Consider the following 14,494-nt stretch of genomic DNA (forward strand, 5'->3'; position numbering starts at 1 on the left):
TCGTCGATATTCGATGAACGGGCTGCAGCAATGCGGCCCGTTTTCGTTCAGGCGACGACCCGGGCGAAGCGGCCGAAGACCGAAGTGAGAATCTTTCGATCGAAGGGCTTGATCAGGAAGTCGTCGGCGCCGGCACGTTTGCCCTGCATCATCGACTTCAGGTCCGCTTCGACGAGACAATAGTAGATCCGGACGCTTTCACCGTTCGGCATGGATCGGATCGTCGAAATGAATTCGAGGGCATCGGGCATCGTCGCGTCGACGATTAGGATGTGAGGCAGTTGCGCATGGCAGTGCGACTGAGCCTGGGATGCGCTATCGGCTTCCGATACCAGGAAATCGAGGCCCGACAATATCCGCTTGGCGACTTTGCGGATGACGGACGAATCGTCGACGATCATGAGCCGCTGCATGTCTGCTTCCCCTCGGTTATGCGGAGCGCGCGGCGGCGCGTCTCCCTGTTGTCCGATGAAGCATAGGGTTCGAACCCGAAGATTCGGTAAGCGGACAGGCTTAACGGAAGCTTGCCCGCACGGCCCTCAGACCGGTTCGGCGACGAAGACGACTTCCTCGCCATTGGACGAGGCGGAGATCCGCATGCCAGCTTCTTCCGCCAGAAGGACCGTATAATAGGGCTGGATGGAGTGCGCATCGACGGCCTCATCGAGAGCGCCGGAGTGGATCTCCAGGAATTTCGGGGGTACGCGCACCATGCGCCCCTTGGAAACAAGCCGGAAGCGCGGCGCGGTCTCCAGGTCTTCCAGATATACGTCGATGTTGCCGCCGCGAGGGATCGCGCCATACGCGACGAGGAACAGGTTCATAAGAAGCTTGACCTTGTTCTTCGGAATGATCGCGCGCGGGCCGTTCCACGCTACCGTGGTCTTGGAGTCGGCGTTGACGAAGTCTTCCGTCGCTTTTTGTGCTTCGCCGGTATCGATGGATGCACCGATCGAGCCTGACGCACCGAATGCGAGCCGGGCGAATTTGAGCCGCACCGAGGCATTGAGTGCGCTGCTGCGGATGAGATCCATCGCGTCTTCGTCCGCGCCGCCCTCGTCCAGCAATTCCAGCCCGTTGTTGATCGCACCGACGGGCGAGATGATGTCGTGGCACACCCGGCTGCACAACAGCGCAGCAAGGTCGGGACCGGCGAGCGTCAGGTTCGGATTCTTCGTCATGGCCTCTTCCGTTCGGATCGTCACCGGGCGGGTTGGCCCGATGGTCATGTCATATTAGCCCGCCAAGCTGGTGCCAGGATGGCGCGCATCGCGATTCATGGTGAACACCATGACACCATGAGAGGTAAACCGTTTCTTAAGGGCATTTTCGCACAATGGGATCTACGCATTTTCGTCCGCTCGCAGCATTGAAGGAGAAGCCGATGCCCGCGATCCAGACCCAGTGCCGCAGAATGCTGCTGGCCTTCCTCGTTTTGACAGCCGCCGCCGCATTTGCATTTTCCCCTGCGCGCGCTCAGCAGACGACGACCGCGTCGGAATATTCGGTGCAGGAAATCATCGATGCCGGCCACAACTTTTTCGGCTCGACCTCCGGCGGAATTGCCAAAGTGATCGAGCGGGCATTCCAGTCCTATGGCCTACCAAACGGTTACATTCTCGGCGAAGAGGCCTCCGGCGCGTTCATTGGCGGGCTGACATATGGCGAAGGCCAGCTCTTCACCAAGAATGCCGGCAACCACCAGCTTTTCTGGCAGGGACCGTCGCTCGGCGTCGATTACGGCGGCCAGGGAGCGCGCACGATGATGCTGGTCTATCATCTGCCCAGCATCGACGGGGTCTACGGGCGGTTTGCAGGCGTTGGCGGATCTGCATTCGTCGTGGCCGGTGTGGGCGCGCAGGTGATGCGCCGCGACACCGTTCTCATGGTGCCCATCCGCACGGGTGTGGGCGCTCGACTGGGGCTCAATATCGGCTATCTGAAGCTGACGCCCGCCCCGACCTGGAACCCCTTCTGAGCCATCTTTCCAGCGCTCCGAACGTAAACGGCCGCACCAATCGAGGTGTGGCCGTCTTCATATTAGGGATCGCTTACTGGATAGGGATTAACCCTGTCGGCTCATCTCACCGATGCGGGTGATTTCTTTTGGAACAGAATTGATATAATCGGCTTATCGAAGGGCACGTCGTTTTCAATGGTATCGCAGCCGCTATGGTCGAGTTCGTACTTCTTTTTGCCCTGGGTTTTCTCACAGCGATCCTGCTCGGCCTCTTCACAGCGCCCGCCATTCACGGTCGCATCGTCAAACTGACCGAAAGGCGGCTGCAGGCGACCGTCCCGATGAGCCGCGCTGAGTTGCAGGCCGGCAGGGATATGGAACGCGCTGCCTATGCGGCAGAAAACCGCCGTGTCGAGACCACACTGAAATCGGAGCGCGAAAAGCGGGTCGAGGCGGTCAAGCGTGCCGACCGCTTGCAGGATACAGCCGCACGCATGCGCGGAGAAATCGCCGAGCTCGTCAACCAGATCGAGACCATGGCGGCGGCGAGTGCCGACCTGCGCTCGGAACTGCGACAGAAGGTGCGCCAGAGCGATACGATGACGCTTGCTCTCAGCGATGCCGAGCGAGCGATGATCGATCGGGAACGGCACGTGACCGAGGGGCAGCAGGAAATCCGGCGCCTTTCCATCGATCTGGAAGACATGCGTGTCGACCTGGCAACCCGCGATACGGAAACGGAGAGCCTGAAATCGAACATCGAGACGATTTCGGAAGAACGTCGCAGGCTTCGCGACGAAGTCCGCCATACGGCCGCGCGGGCGAAGGATTATCAGTACCGGCTGGAGCGCGAGGAAGAGCGCAGCGCCAACCTGGAAGAACGCCTTGCCGGCGCTGTGGCGCAACTCAGCGATCACGAGAGCTCGCTTGAGCGTCGCAAGGCTGAAGTCGAGCGGCTCAAGCAGAAGCTGAAGACCGCGACCAGCGACATGCGCTCGGCAGAAAGCACCTTGCGCGAGATCAGAGACGGCCACCACCGCGACGCGCCCGCCGCCAACGAGAAGACCACCATGAACGGACACTCCGCAGATATCGCCGACTCGAACGAAGCTGGTCCCGATCACGCCCCTCAGGAAACCGCCGATCGCGGCGCCATCAGCCAGAGAGTGGAGAAGTTGCGGCAGCGGCACACGGCGCTTGTCGATCGTCTGGTTGCGGCGGAAGACAACAAGGGCGATCAGGCGCTGCGGTCTGAAATCAAGGAGATCGCCGCCAGCATGATCACGCTGACCGCGGCGCGGGAGGGAAGCGCTTCTCCCATTCATTCCATCCTGGCAAATGACAGCGGCGGCGACGATGTCTCAGATCAGCATCTGCCGAGCCTTGCGGCGCGCGCAGCCGAGATGATGCGCGAAAACCCCTGAGGGTTTGCCTCTTCAACTGAATTTGCCCATCCGCAGTGCAAATGTGTGCAAAGCGATGGCAGCGGCTGTCGCAACGTTCAGGCTGTCAAGGCCGGACAGCTGCTCGATCCGTGCCGTGCGCATGCGTGCCATGGCCGATTGGGAAAGCCCCTCGCCTTCGGTTCCGACGACAAGAGCGACCCTTTGGCCGGGCTCGATTGCTCCGACCGGAACCTCTCCACGCGGAGATAGGCCCCAAAGCTCAAAGCCGGAGGCCTCCAGCGCCTCTATCATGACGCTCTCGGAGCCGCCTCGCATGAATGGTACCTTGAGCACCGAGCCAACCGAAACCCGGATGGCCTTTCGGTAAAGGGGGTCGCAACTCTGCTCGTCGAGAACGATCGCGTCGGCTCCGAACGCGGCGGCATTGCGAAAGAGCGCACCGACATTGTCGTGATTGGATATGCCGCATGCCACGAGCACGAGTGCCGGATCCGGCAGTCCTTGGAGCACGTCCTGGCGGCTGATCGCCTCGCGATCGCTTGCAAGCGCGAGAACGCCGCGGTGCATGGGAAAGCCGGCCACTTCATCCATCACTGCCCGGGAGGCGACGAACACGGGCACTTCAGGCGGAAACCGATCGACGAGTTCTCTAACCCCGGCGAGCCGGTTCTCCAGAATGAACAGGCTCTCGGCGCGGAACCCGCCCGGCCCGCCATGGACGTCGGCCAGCATGCGCAGCACGACCGTTCCTTCGACGATGAAACGACCTTCCTGCCGCCGCATGTCGCGTTCTCGGATAGAGCGGTAGGGGGCAATGCGCGGGTCGGCGGGATCGGTCACGACCTCCACGCGCCGGTCGCTCACTTCGACCTCACTGGCCTACGGTGACGTCGGCCACGATGCGGCCGGCGGCAATATCGAACACATAGGCGCGCGTCTGACCGGTCTCATCTTCACCGAAGAACAAAATGCGCCCACCGTCGAGAGCAACGTCGTCAACCGAGAAGCCGGCAGGCAAATTGGCTCGCGCGGCGATCGGCGTGGACGCGGCCCCATCGAACGGTGCGCTTCCTGCCGTGACAGCAGCCGGCGTCTCGTCAGACTGCGCGATACGGTAGACAACGGCGGCAAGCACCGTCATAACGCCGAGAATCATGATGCCGATCGAGACGACGAGAAGACGGACCATCTTGCGCCGCACCTTCTCCACCTCGGGGTCGAGCGGCTTTTCGTCCGTTTCGTCCAATTCCTGTTTCGACATCATCAACCTCAATTCGCCTCATCTGCGGCGGGACACCCATGGCCGACCCCTTTAACGAAGCGTCCTCGAATAAGAAAGTGCTGACGGCCGATGAAAGCGCCAGCGGGCGCATCGACGCGTGGCTGACGGCGCAAGCCGGCGAAGATCTTTCACGCAGTCGCGTCAAAGCCCTGATCAAGGAAGGCGCGGTCACGGTCAATGGCGAGCCGGCACGCGATCCGCATCGCAAGATCCGGCCGGGCGATGCTGTCTCGTTCTCCATACCGGACCCAGAAGACCCGGAACCGAAGGGAGAGGCGATCCCGCTCGAGGTGCTTTACGAAGACGACGATCTCATCGTTATCGCCAAGCCTTCCGGCCTCGTCGTTCATCCGGCTGCGGGCAACTGGACCGGCACCCTCGTCAATGCGCTCATCCATCATTGCGGGGCCAGCCTTTCGGGTATCGGCGGCGTCAAGCGCCCCGGCATTGTCCATCGGCTCGACAAGGACACCAGCGGTGTGATGGTGGTGGCGAAGAACGACATCGCCCATCGCCATCTGGCCGATCAGTTCGCCGATCATGGCCGCACCGGCGCCCTGGAGCGGGCCTATCTTGCGCTGGTGTTGGGCCGTCCCGAGCGGCTGGCGGGCACGATCAATGCGCCGCTCGGCCGGGCGGGTGACAGGGTCCGGCGTGCGGTGAAGCGCGAGCTCGGCGGCGACGCACGCGAAGCGATCACGCATTACCGCGTCGTGGAGCGTTTTGCGGAGACGCCGGATGCTCAAGCCGCCGCATCACTGCTGGAATGCAGACTGGAGACGGGGCGAACGCACCAGATCCGCGTCCACTTGACACATCTCGGCCACCCGCTGATCGGCGACCGGGACTATGGCGCGGCCCTGAGGACCAAATCCAACCGTCTGCCGGAAGACTTGAAGCGTCTCGTCGATCGCTTCCCAAGGCAGGCGCTTCACGCATTCCTGCTGCAGTTCGAGCACCCGCGCAGCGGTGACATCATGCGGTTCGAGGCGCCGCCTCCGGAAGACATGGCGGCTTTGCTGAACGGCTTCCGTCAGCTCTGAAACATCCGGATAGACGGAACAAATCTCTGATTTCGCGGTTTCTCGAACAACGCGGATAGAGACGCAGCGTTCACAGCGTGCGTATAGCGGATACGCAACTTGATCCGCCTTTCCGCCGTAATTATCTGTCATTGAAAGGCTGCTGGTCCCTCACGGACAGCGGCGTTACGGCCTGCCTCTCGGGGGCCGCGAAAAAATGGAAGGGGTGCTCGCATGGCCCGAAATGCCTTGCCGTCTATTTCCTCCGGCGAAGGCGGTCTCAACCGCTACTTAGAGGAAATCCGCAAATTCCCGATGCTGGAACCGCAGCAAGAGTACATGCTTGGAAAGCGGTATCAGGAACATGGCGATCGCGATGCCGCCCACCAGCTGGTGACAAGCCATCTGCGGCTCGTCGCCAAGATCGCGATGGGTTATCGCGGCTATGGCCTGCCGATCGGCGAAGTCGTCTCCGAAGGCAATGTCGGCCTGATGCAAGCCGTCAAGAAATTCGATCCGGAGCGCGGCTTCCGTCTTGCCACCTACGCGATGTGGTGGATCAAGGCGTCGATTCAAGAGTACATCCTGCGGTCCTGGTCGCTGGTCAAGATGGGCACGACGGCCAACCAGAAGCGGTTGTTCTTCAACCTGCGCCGGCTCAAGGGCCGCATCCAGGCGCTTGAGGACGGTGACCTGAAGCCAGAGCAGGTCAAGGAGATCGCGACGACGCTCAAGGTTTCCGAGGATGAAGTCGTTTCGATGAACCGGCGGTTGTCCGGCGATGCCTCGCTCAATGCGCCGATCCGCGCGAGCGAGGGCGAATCCGGTCAATGGCAGGATTGGCTCGTCGACGAGTCCGAGAGCCAGGAAGACATGCTCATCGAGCAGGACGAGCTCGAAGACCGCCGCGGCATGCTGGCGGGAGCGCTTGATGTGCTCAACGACCGTGAGCGGCGCATCTTCGAGGCGCGTCGGCTTTCCGAGGACCCGATCACCCTGGAGGATCTTTCCGGGGAGTTCGACATCAGCCGCGAGCGGGTCCGTCAGATCGAGGTTCGGGCGTTCGAGAAGGTTCAGGATGCCGTCAAGAAGACGGCCGCCGAGCGTGCGCGCTCCTTGCGCGCCGTCGAGGATGCCTGACAACCGCCATCGGACACGCTCCAACGACAAAAAAACCCGGCGTTTGACGACGCCGGGTTTTTTTATGGCCGTCTGACCATGCGGCTTTCTATCCCGCCGAACTGCCCGTCCGGCGCTGCCATATCGAAATGACCTCTTCGAAGATCTCGCTACCGACCGCCCCCTTGTCGAGCGTGATCAGCGCGCGGCGTCCATTGCCATAGACCACCGGGATATCGATCCAGTCACGTTCGCTCATGAGATCGATATTGGTCGAGACCGCCTCGGCGTAGTCATTGAGCGCAATCATGAAAAAGTCGTCCGTGATCTTCGCTGGAACAGCGATGAGTTCGTTGCCACGCGCTTGCTCGGTCTCCTTGAAGGCGACGCGCTGAACCGACTCAATCCCGCCGCCTTCGAACGTTGCCGGCAAGGAAAAGACGAGTTCGATCAGGTGGCTGGCCGGCAGGGACGTGTCGGCGTTGCGCCTGATGGTGATCAGGGCGGTCAGATCCTTTTCAGGCACCGTGATCTCGCCGCGGATCGCTTCTTCGGGCTGGGCATCACCGCCCGGCGACTCCGTCACTGTGCTCCAGACGACCGATCCTTCCAGCGCCGTCGGGCCGCGCTGACCAAGCCGCTCCTCGTAAAGGAACATGGTCTGACCGACACCGATCACAGCATCGTCACCGGTCGTTGCAGCCTCATCGGCCACTTCCGCTTCGGCTTCGGCGACGGCGCCACTATCGGCAGCCTCGCTGCCGGCGATCTCTTCCTGCGAAATGGCTTCGCCGGACGTTGCCGCCCCCCCGTTCTCGTCGGCCTCGCTTCCAGCTTCGGTCTGCATGGCGAGGGTGCGTCCCTCCGCTCCCGGTTCCGGCTGGTCACGTCCAGGTGCCGGCCCCTCGTCCACCTCGCGGCCCGAGGGCAGAAGGCGCTGGGTGAATTTTTCCACCGCTGCCGGCGCAATCTCGTCGGCCGGCTCGCTGTCGGCAGCGGCGACATCCTCATCCGGCTCTTCAGGTGTCACCGGGGTTTCGGGCTCGATAGACGGGTCGACATCGGCCACCTGGGAGCTGCCGCCACCGAACAGGGCGACGATCCGATCCTGGTTCGTCCAGGCGGCGATGCCGATGCCTGCGATCAGCAGGAGGCCGACAACGCCAGCGATGAGACGCTTGCGTCCGCTCGATGGTGGCTTTCCAACGCGCAGAGCGCGTCGGCGGGCCGCAGCGCGATCGGCTGCCGCGGCCAGCGGCTCTTCCTTCCGATCGAATCCGAAATCGGCTTCCCTATCGCCTGGCTCTGCCTTGGTGTCGGCGGCCGGCTTCAGCGTGCGCGCAGCCGATGCATCGGCTGCCACGGAGTCCAAATGGGCTGACTGCGGCCCTTCTGCCTCATTCGCCTCGCTGCGACGCAATTCCTTCTCAAAGAAGGATTCAGCACTGTCCTCATCACGATCAGCCGGTGACCCGGCCGGGGAAGTCTCCACGTGGGGCGCAGGCGGCTCCTGATCCTCGCCGGCCTTTTCATAATCGAACGCTGCAAAATCGTTGCTGTCGTTGATCAGACCGTCATCGAATCCGTGTCCCGTCTGCTCGGGCCCGTCTGATGCTTCCGGCACATCCGGCAGGTCACGCGATTCCACCGGTTCGGCCGGGGGTTCGTCGCCGCTGGCCGAAAGTTCATCTTCCGCGGCGGTCCACTCCGGTTCGGCTGGAGGCTGTTCAGCCTGAATGCCGTCCGCGACCGCAGCGCCAGGGGTCTCCAGCGCCGTAGCCTCGACCGGCTCGGGTGCGGGCAGCGTTTCGACCTGCTCAGCCGAAGGCGTATCGTCAGGTTCAGCCGGTGGAGCGACAGGCTCCTCGGGGCGCGCCCCGAATCCGGTTTGGTAACGGCTCGGCGTGAACCCGCCCACCGGCGGCGGCGCTTCGACCGCTTCGTCACGGCGTGGAGGAATGGGAAAGGACGGCGCGCGACCGATCGCATAGGTGCCAAAGGGCACCGGCGTCGGACCCGCCGGCTTGACTGACGTCTCCTGCGGCGGTGACGTTTCCGGCATGGCAGGCTGGTCGGCGTCGCCAGCCTCGACGCCTTCTAGCGAAGAAGCTGAAACTGGCTCTGGCTCTGGCTCTGGCTCTGGCTCTGGCTCTGGCTCTGGCTCTGGCTCTGGCTCTGGCTCTGGCTCTGGCTCTGGCTCTGGCTCTGGCTCTGGCTCTGGAAGATGTTCTACGGGCGATTCGTGCGCAACAGCGTCCTGATCGGAAACGACGCGCTCATCCTCGCTGGCCTGAACAGGTGCCGGTTCAGGCGACTGGCCGGAAGGCTCATGGTGCGTCTGGTGGTCCGGCTCCGGCTCGCGCGGGCCCTCATCCGGCGGGCTGGCAGGCGATGCGTCAGCACCCGATTCGTTGAACGACGGCTCGCTCGGGGCCGTCGGCGAATCGCTAGACGAATCCAGATCGTCAAAGACGAAATCCTCGTCCGTCAGGACCGGTTCGGCAAACTCGACCTCAACGCTCTCGATCGCCGCTTCAAGCTTGGCCAACTGGCCTTCGATCGCCGGTTCCGACGGGCGCGGCGACATGCTCTCCAACTGGCGACGGACAGCCACACGCGCCTTGTCGTAAACGCGCTGACGCATTGGCGGCGATTGATCGGACAGACCGTCAACCGCGCGCTTAATGACTGCTACGAAATCCGCCATTCAGGATTGCTCTTCCGTCGTTCCAAGTCTCGGTCCCTATAAGCCGAATAAGGCGTAAATGCTTTGGCAAAGCAAACTAATCTTCAAAGGGGTCCGTCACAAGTATGGTGTCGTCACGCTCAGGGCTGGTGGAAAGAAGTGCAACCGGGGCGCCGATCAGTTCTTCAATATGACGAACGTACTTGACCGCCTGAGCGGGCAGATCGGTCCAGCGCCGGGCGCCGACGGTGGATTCTTTCCACCCTTCAAGCGTCTCATAGATGGGTTCGACCCGCGACTGGGCGCCCTGGCTGGCCGGCAAATGGTCGACCTCTTCTCCGTCGATGCGGTAGCCGATGCAGATCTTCAGTTCGTCCAGACCATCGAGGACGTCGAGCTTGGTGAGCGCGATACCGGTTATGCCGTTGTTGGCGACCGCCTGGCGCACCAGCACCGCATCAAACCAGCCGCAACGCCGCTTGCGACCGGTCACGGTGCCGAACTCATGTCCGCGCTCGCCCAGGAACTGGCCGACCTCGTTGTTCTGCTCGGTCGGGAACGGCCCCTCGCCGACGCGCGTCGTGTAGGCCTTGGTGATGCCGAGCACGTACCCGACAGCCCCAGGCCCCATGCCGGAGCCGGCGGCCGCCTGGCCAGCGACGGTGTTGGAGGACGTCACGAAGGGATAGGTGCCGTGGTCGATGTCGAGCAGCGTGCCCTGCGCCCCTTCGAACAGGATTCGCGCACCCTTGCGGCGATGCTGATCGAGAAGGCGCCAGACCGTTTCCTGATACGGCAGGATGCGCTCGGAAACGGACGTCAGCTCCGTCATGATGGCCGAATGGGCAACCTCGGGGTGGCCGAGACCGCGCCGCAGCGCATTGTGATGGGTGAGCAGACGGTCGACCTTGCCGGGTAGCGTCTCGATGTCGGCGAGATCCATCACGCGAATGGCCCGGCGGCCGACCTTGTCCTCATAGGCCGGACCGATGCCACGCCGGGTGGTTCCGATCCGCGTGCCCGAATTGGAGGCCGCATCTTCGCGATAACCGTCGAGTTCGCGGTGCAAGGAAAGGATCAACGTCGCGTTGTCGGCGATGCGCAGATTGTCCGGCGTGATCGAAAGGCCCTGCCCCGCCAGTTTGTCGATTTCGGATACGAGCGCATGCGGATCGATCACCACGCCGTTGCCTATCACCGCCAGCTTGCCTTCGCGCACCACACCCGACGGCAGCAGCGAGAGCTTGTAGACCGTGCCGTCAATGACCAGCGTATGGCCGGCGTTGTGACCGCCCTGGAATCGCACCACGACGTCGGCACGCTCGGACAGCCAGTCAACGATCTTTCCCTTGCCTTCGTCGCCCCACTGCGAGCCGACAACCACCACATTCGCCATAACCGTCCTTTCGAGGTCGCAGCGGCGACCGTCAGTCGCCTTCCGTCAAATCGGCGCATCTATAATGATTTGGCGCCGAGAAAGCGACCCCGGCTCTATGGGCTTTTGCGCCGAAGGCACACCTCGGTTGCATCGGGGTGGCGGAGCGCGCCTGGTGCAGATAGAAGCGCAGCAGGAAAACTGGCGGAGATAACAGCCCTTGCACATGCGCGCCTATACGATCTTGATGTTGACGGCGCTGGTGTGGGGCGCCAATGCGGTCGCGGGCAAGCTGGCAGTCGGCCATATCTCTCCGCTACTCTTGACGACGTTCCGGTGGCTTTTCGCGTTTCTGTTCATCCTGGCCTTTTCCTTTCGTCACGTCAGCCGCGATCTTCCTGCGATAAAGGCGCATTTTCTCCAGCTTTTCCTCCTCGGCGCGGTGGGGTTCGCGGGCTTCAACTCGATGCTCTATCTGGCGCTGAACTACACCAGCACCATCAACGTGGTGATCGAACAGGCCGGCATGCCGCTGGTGATCTTCGGTGCGAATTTCCTGTTGCTGAGGATCGGGGTGACCTGGCTTCAGATGATCGGCTTCACCCTGACCATGGTCGGCGTCGCCATCACGGTTTCAAACGGCGACCCGAGCCGTCTGCTGGCGCTTGAACTCAACCGCGGCGATGCCTTGATGCTGCTGGCCATACTCTTTTACGGCGGCTACACCGTCGCGCTGCGATGGAAACCGGCGCTTCACTGGCAAAGTCTTCTGACGGTGCTGGCCGGCTGTGCCTTCCTGGCCTCGCTGCCGCTGGCGGCCACCGAAGCGGCGATGGGATCACTGATCTGGCCGGACACGCGCGGCTGGCTCGTAACGCTCTTCACCGCCATCTTCCCATCGCTTCTCGCTCAGGGACTCTACATACGCGGCAACGAGATGATCGGCGCAAACCGCGCGGGACTGTTCGTCAATCTGGTGCCGATCTTCGGCACGCTGCTGGCCGTGGTGATCCTCGGTGAATCACTCTATGCCTTCCACCTCGTCGGGCTGACGCTCGTCCTCGGCGGCATTGCGCTGGCGGAACGCGGCAAACCGTCCGTGCCGCGCGATCAGACCGCCCGCTCCATATAAAGCGCATCGTCGCCGTAACTGGCGATGTGCCCTGACATGCCCTCGGACATCTTGGCGCCGAAGCCTTGCGCCTGCCAGAACCCGGCCGCTCCATTGACCGCGACCAGCGAGACGATGGCGAGGCCGGACTGCCGCGCGCAATGGGAGGCGATCTCGACCGCCTCACGCGCCGCACCGTACCCGCGAGCTTGCTCAAGAAGGCTCAGGTCGTGGATGTACCAGCTGTCAGGTTTGGCAGGCAGCGATCCAATGGTCTCGTTGAGCGCAGGCGGCCTGCCGCGCATCCATGGATGGCTGACAAGGTAGCCGCAGACTTCGCCGTGCATTTCCAAGACGAAGCAGCCCGCCGGCGCCAGCGCCAGCAATTCCTCGAAAATCGCGACGTCCTCAGGATAGCCAGCCAGCGCCACCGAGGAGATATGGGCAATACGCTCTATGTCCGCAGTCACCGCAGGGCGCCATCGATGCATGAAGTGTACCTCGTTCGAATCTGGCGCCGGGTTAGCATCCGTCCGAGGGGGCGGTAAAGACGCCGAGGCGCAGTTCGACATTTGGGAGTCGACGCTAAGATTTGCTTAGAATTTATGCAGGAATGGTGGGACCGAATAATTTCGGGGGACCTTTCGTGAAATCGCTGAGAATTTCCACACGCATCTATCTTCTGACCGCCCTGGCTCTGGCCATCATGGCAGCCGCGGTCGCCTATCAGACCTATGCCGGCCACAACGCGACGATCGCCGAGCGCAAGATGAAGCTCGAAGAAATGAATGACGGCGCGCTCTCCATCATGGAGGCGTTTCATGCGCGCGAGCAGGCGGGCGAACTCAGCCAGGGCGAGGCGCAGGAAGGTGCGCTGGCCGCGATCATGGCGGTACGCTACGGCACGGACGGCTATTTCTGGGTCAACGACATGAACCACATCATGGTGCGTCACCCGATCAACGCCAAGCTGAACGGCCAGGACGTGTCCGGCATGCAGGATCCCACAGGCAAATACTTCTTTCAGGCGTTCGTCGATCTCGTCGAAGCGGAAGGTTCGGGCTTTGTCGACTACTACTGGCCGAAGCCCGGTTTCGAGGAACCGGTCGAGAAGTACTCGCATGTCGCCGGCTTTGCGCCGTGGGGCTGGGTCGTCGGCACGGGCGTTTATGTCGACGATCTCGATGCGATGTATCTGCGCTCCGTTCTCACCGCATTCGCCACCCTCGGTTTCGCAGCCGTCGCAACGGTGCTCGGCGCGTTTCTCATCGGCCGCTCCATCAAGAAGCCGATCGATCGGTTGAAGACGGTCATGCGGGAAGTGGCGGAGGGCGACACCCACCGCGACGTACCTGATACTGACCGCCGCGACGAAATCGGGGAGATGGCCAAGACGCTCGTCAGCCTGCGCCAATCGGTGATCGAGCGGACTGAACTGGAAGCGGGCAAGGCGCATCAGCAAGCCGAGATCGATGAAGAGCGCCGCGTCAACGATGTGCGCATGGCGGCAACCAACAAGGCCCAGTCGAACGTCGTTTCCGCGCTCGGCTCGGCGCTCGAACGCCTTGCGGATGGCGATCTGACCGTTCAGGTGGACGATCTGGGCAACGACTATGGCAAGCTGCGCCACGATTTCAACGCGATGGTGAAAACGCTGCGCGACATCGTACAATCCATTGCGCAGTCGACGGAGTTCGTGAACGGCAGCGCTGCGGAGATCAGCGAGGCCACGGATAACCTTTCGAAGCGGACCGAGCAGCAGGCCGCCTCGCTCGAGGAGACAGCCGCGGCTCTCGACGAAATCACCTCGACCGTTCAGAACGCATCCGAACGTGCCGGAGAGGCCCGGCGCATGGTGGCCGAAGCTTCGCAGGGCGCCAAGACTTCAGGCGAAGTCGTCACCAACGCGATCAGCGCGATGGAGCGGATCGAAACATCGTCGGCCAAGATCACCGAGATCATCGGCGTGATCGACGACATCGCCTTCCAGACCAATCTCCTGGCGCTCAACGCCGGCGTCGAGGCAGCGCGTGCCGGTGACGCGGGCAAAGGCTTTGCCGTCGTCGCCCAGGAAGTCCGTGAACTGGCGCAACGTTCGGCAACCGCTGCCAAGGAGATCAAGACTTTGATTCAGACCGCTACCGGCGAAGTGACGACCGGCGTCGATCTCGTGCAGAAGACCGCCAATTCGCTGCAGGCGATCGCCTCACAGGTGCAGCAGATCAACGAGCGGATCGACACCATCGCAACATCGGCCCAGGAGCAGGCCGTTGGTCTTCGTGAGGTCAACACCGCGGTCAACCACATGGATCAGATGACCCAGCAAAACGCCGCAATGGTGGAGGAAACGACCGCTGCAAGCCAGTCGCTGGCCGGCGAGAGCCGCAAGCTCGCCTCGCTTTTGCAGCATTTCTCCACCGGCGCCACCTTGCACGAGGAAGGTCGCCAGGCGGCCTGAATTCAGACACGTCGGCTTCAAAGCTTCCAACAAAAGGACCCGCGCAAGCAATCGCGCGGGTCCTTGTCGTTCATC

General features: G+C 62.5%; 13 protein-coding genes. 6 read left to right on the plus strand and 7 right to left on the minus strand.

Features of this window, described 5'->3' with window-relative positions; genetic code table 11:
• Positions 1–47: 47 nt before the first annotated feature.
• On the minus strand, positions 48–413 hold the full coding sequence (locus tag CN673_RS06185; protein WP_099865362.1) for a response regulator: 366 nt from the start codon (positions 411–413) through the stop codon (positions 48–50).
• A gap of 126 nt (positions 414–539) precedes the next feature.
• Positions 540–1,181 carry a histidine phosphotransferase ChpT gene (gene chpT, locus CN673_RS06190; protein ID WP_099865629.1) on the minus strand — a complete coding sequence of 214 codons (642 nt, stop codon included), beginning with the start codon at positions 1,179–1,181 and terminating at the stop codon, positions 540–542.
• A gap of 233 nt (positions 1,182–1,414) precedes the next feature.
• On the opposite strand from chpT, the gene CN673_RS06195 reads away from it, so the two are divergent.
• Together CN673_RS06195 and CN673_RS06200 are read left to right on the plus strand one after the other, a co-directional pair.
• Entirely contained in the window at positions 1,415–1,978 is a 564-nt protein-coding gene (locus CN673_RS06195; RefSeq protein WP_370853014.1) for a DUF1134 domain-containing protein, read from the plus strand.
• A gap of 194 nt (positions 1,979–2,172) precedes the next feature.
• A complete protein-coding gene (locus CN673_RS06200; RefSeq protein ID WP_099865363.1) occupies positions 2,173–3,384 on the plus strand; it encodes a coiled-coil domain-containing protein in 1,212 nt (403 codons plus the stop codon).
• Positions 3,385–3,396: 12 nt separating this feature from the next.
• Here the strand turns inward: CN673_RS06200 and CN673_RS06205 are convergent, their stop codons facing one another.
• Positions 3,397–4,230, minus strand: a complete 834-nt coding sequence (locus CN673_RS06205; RefSeq protein ID WP_245409803.1) for a TrmH family RNA methyltransferase — start codon at positions 4,228–4,230, stop codon at positions 3,397–3,399.
• Between the two features lie 7 nt (positions 4,231–4,237).
• Complete coding sequence (locus CN673_RS06210; RefSeq protein ID WP_099865632.1) at positions 4,238–4,627, minus strand: hypothetical protein; 390 nt, start codon at positions 4,625–4,627, stop codon at positions 4,238–4,240.
• A gap of 38 nt (positions 4,628–4,665) precedes the next feature.
• Between CN673_RS06210 and CN673_RS06215 the strand changes: the two genes are divergently transcribed.
• Together CN673_RS06215 and rpoH are read left to right on the plus strand one after the other, a co-directional pair.
• On the plus strand, positions 4,666–5,691 hold the full coding sequence (locus tag CN673_RS06215) for an RluA family pseudouridine synthase (protein ID WP_099865364.1): 1,026 nt from the start codon (positions 4,666–4,668) through the stop codon (positions 5,689–5,691).
• 213 nt (positions 5,692–5,904) lie between these two features.
• Positions 5,905–6,810, plus strand: coding sequence for an RNA polymerase sigma factor RpoH (gene rpoH / locus CN673_RS06220; RefSeq protein WP_099865365.1), 906 nt, complete (start codon positions 5,905–5,907; stop codon positions 6,808–6,810).
• A gap of 88 nt (positions 6,811–6,898) precedes the next feature.
• On the opposite strand, the gene CN673_RS06225 is transcribed toward rpoH, so the two are convergent.
• Together CN673_RS06225 and CN673_RS06230 are read right to left on the minus strand one after the other, a co-directional pair.
• The gene (locus CN673_RS06225) at positions 6,899–9,496 is read right to left on the minus strand and encodes a hypothetical protein (RefSeq protein WP_099865366.1); all 2,598 of its coding nucleotides are present in this window, start codon (positions 9,494–9,496) and stop codon (positions 6,899–6,901) included.
• A gap of 76 nt (positions 9,497–9,572) precedes the next feature.
• The gene (locus tag CN673_RS06230) at positions 9,573–10,871 is read right to left on the minus strand and encodes an adenylosuccinate synthase (protein WP_099865367.1); all 1,299 of its coding nucleotides are present in this window, start codon (positions 10,869–10,871) and stop codon (positions 9,573–9,575) included.
• A 199-nt stretch (positions 10,872–11,070) separates the two neighbouring features.
• Between CN673_RS06230 and CN673_RS06235 the strand changes: the two genes are divergently transcribed.
• Entirely contained in the window at positions 11,071–11,982 is a 912-nt protein-coding gene (locus CN673_RS06235; protein ID WP_198585914.1) for a DMT family transporter, read from the plus strand.
• Here CN673_RS06235 and CN673_RS06240 read toward each other — a convergent pair.
• Positions 11,961–12,431 (minus strand): GNAT family N-acetyltransferase, encoded by a 471-nt coding sequence (locus CN673_RS06240; protein WP_157928813.1) that lies wholly within the window; start codon positions 12,429–12,431, stop codon positions 11,961–11,963. The genes CN673_RS06235 and CN673_RS06240 overlap by 22 nt on opposite strands.
• A gap of 176 nt (positions 12,432–12,607) precedes the next feature.
• On the opposite strand from CN673_RS06240, the gene CN673_RS06245 reads away from it, so the two are divergent.
• Positions 12,608–14,419, plus strand: a complete 1,812-nt coding sequence (locus tag CN673_RS06245) for a methyl-accepting chemotaxis protein (RefSeq protein WP_099865633.1) — start codon at positions 12,608–12,610, stop codon at positions 14,417–14,419.
• Positions 14,420–14,494: the final 75 nt, after the last annotated feature.

The sequence above is a fragment of the Neopararhizobium haloflavum genome, assembly GCF_002750855.1.
Lineage (GTDB): Bacteria > Pseudomonadota > Alphaproteobacteria > Rhizobiales > Rhizobiaceae > Georhizobium > Georhizobium haloflavum.

Bases quoted from the DNA above. Each gene is read 5' to 3' on its own strand.
- CN673_RS06230 (WP_099865367.1), bottom strand. From the start codon at position 10,871: ATGGCGAATGTGGTGGTTGTCGGCTCGCAGTGGGGCGACGAAGGCAAG.
- CN673_RS06215 (WP_099865364.1), top strand. From the start codon at position 4,666: ATGGCCGACCCCTTTAACGAAGCGTCCTCGAATAAGAAAGTGCTGACG.
- CN673_RS06195 (WP_370853014.1), top strand. From the start codon at position 1,415: ATGCTGCTGGCCTTCCTCGTTTTGACAGCCGCCGCCGCATTTGCATTT.
- CN673_RS06210 (WP_099865632.1), bottom strand. From the start codon at position 4,627: ATGTCGAAACAGGAATTGGACGAAACGGACGAAAAGCCGCTCGACCCC.
- rpoH (WP_099865365.1), top strand. From the start codon at position 5,905: ATGGCCCGAAATGCCTTGCCGTCTATTTCCTCCGGCGAAGGCGGTCTC.
- CN673_RS06225 (WP_099865366.1), bottom strand. From the start codon at position 9,496: ATGGCGGATTTCGTAGCAGTCATTAAGCGCGCGGTTGACGGTCTGTCC.
- chpT (WP_099865629.1), bottom strand. From the start codon at position 1,181: ATGACGAAGAATCCGAACCTGACGCTCGCCGGTCCCGACCTTGCTGCG.
- CN673_RS06200 (WP_099865363.1), top strand. From the start codon at position 2,173: ATGGTCGAGTTCGTACTTCTTTTTGCCCTGGGTTTTCTCACAGCGATC.
- CN673_RS06185 (WP_099865362.1), bottom strand. From the start codon at position 413: ATGCAGCGGCTCATGATCGTCGACGATTCGTCCGTCATCCGCAAAGTC.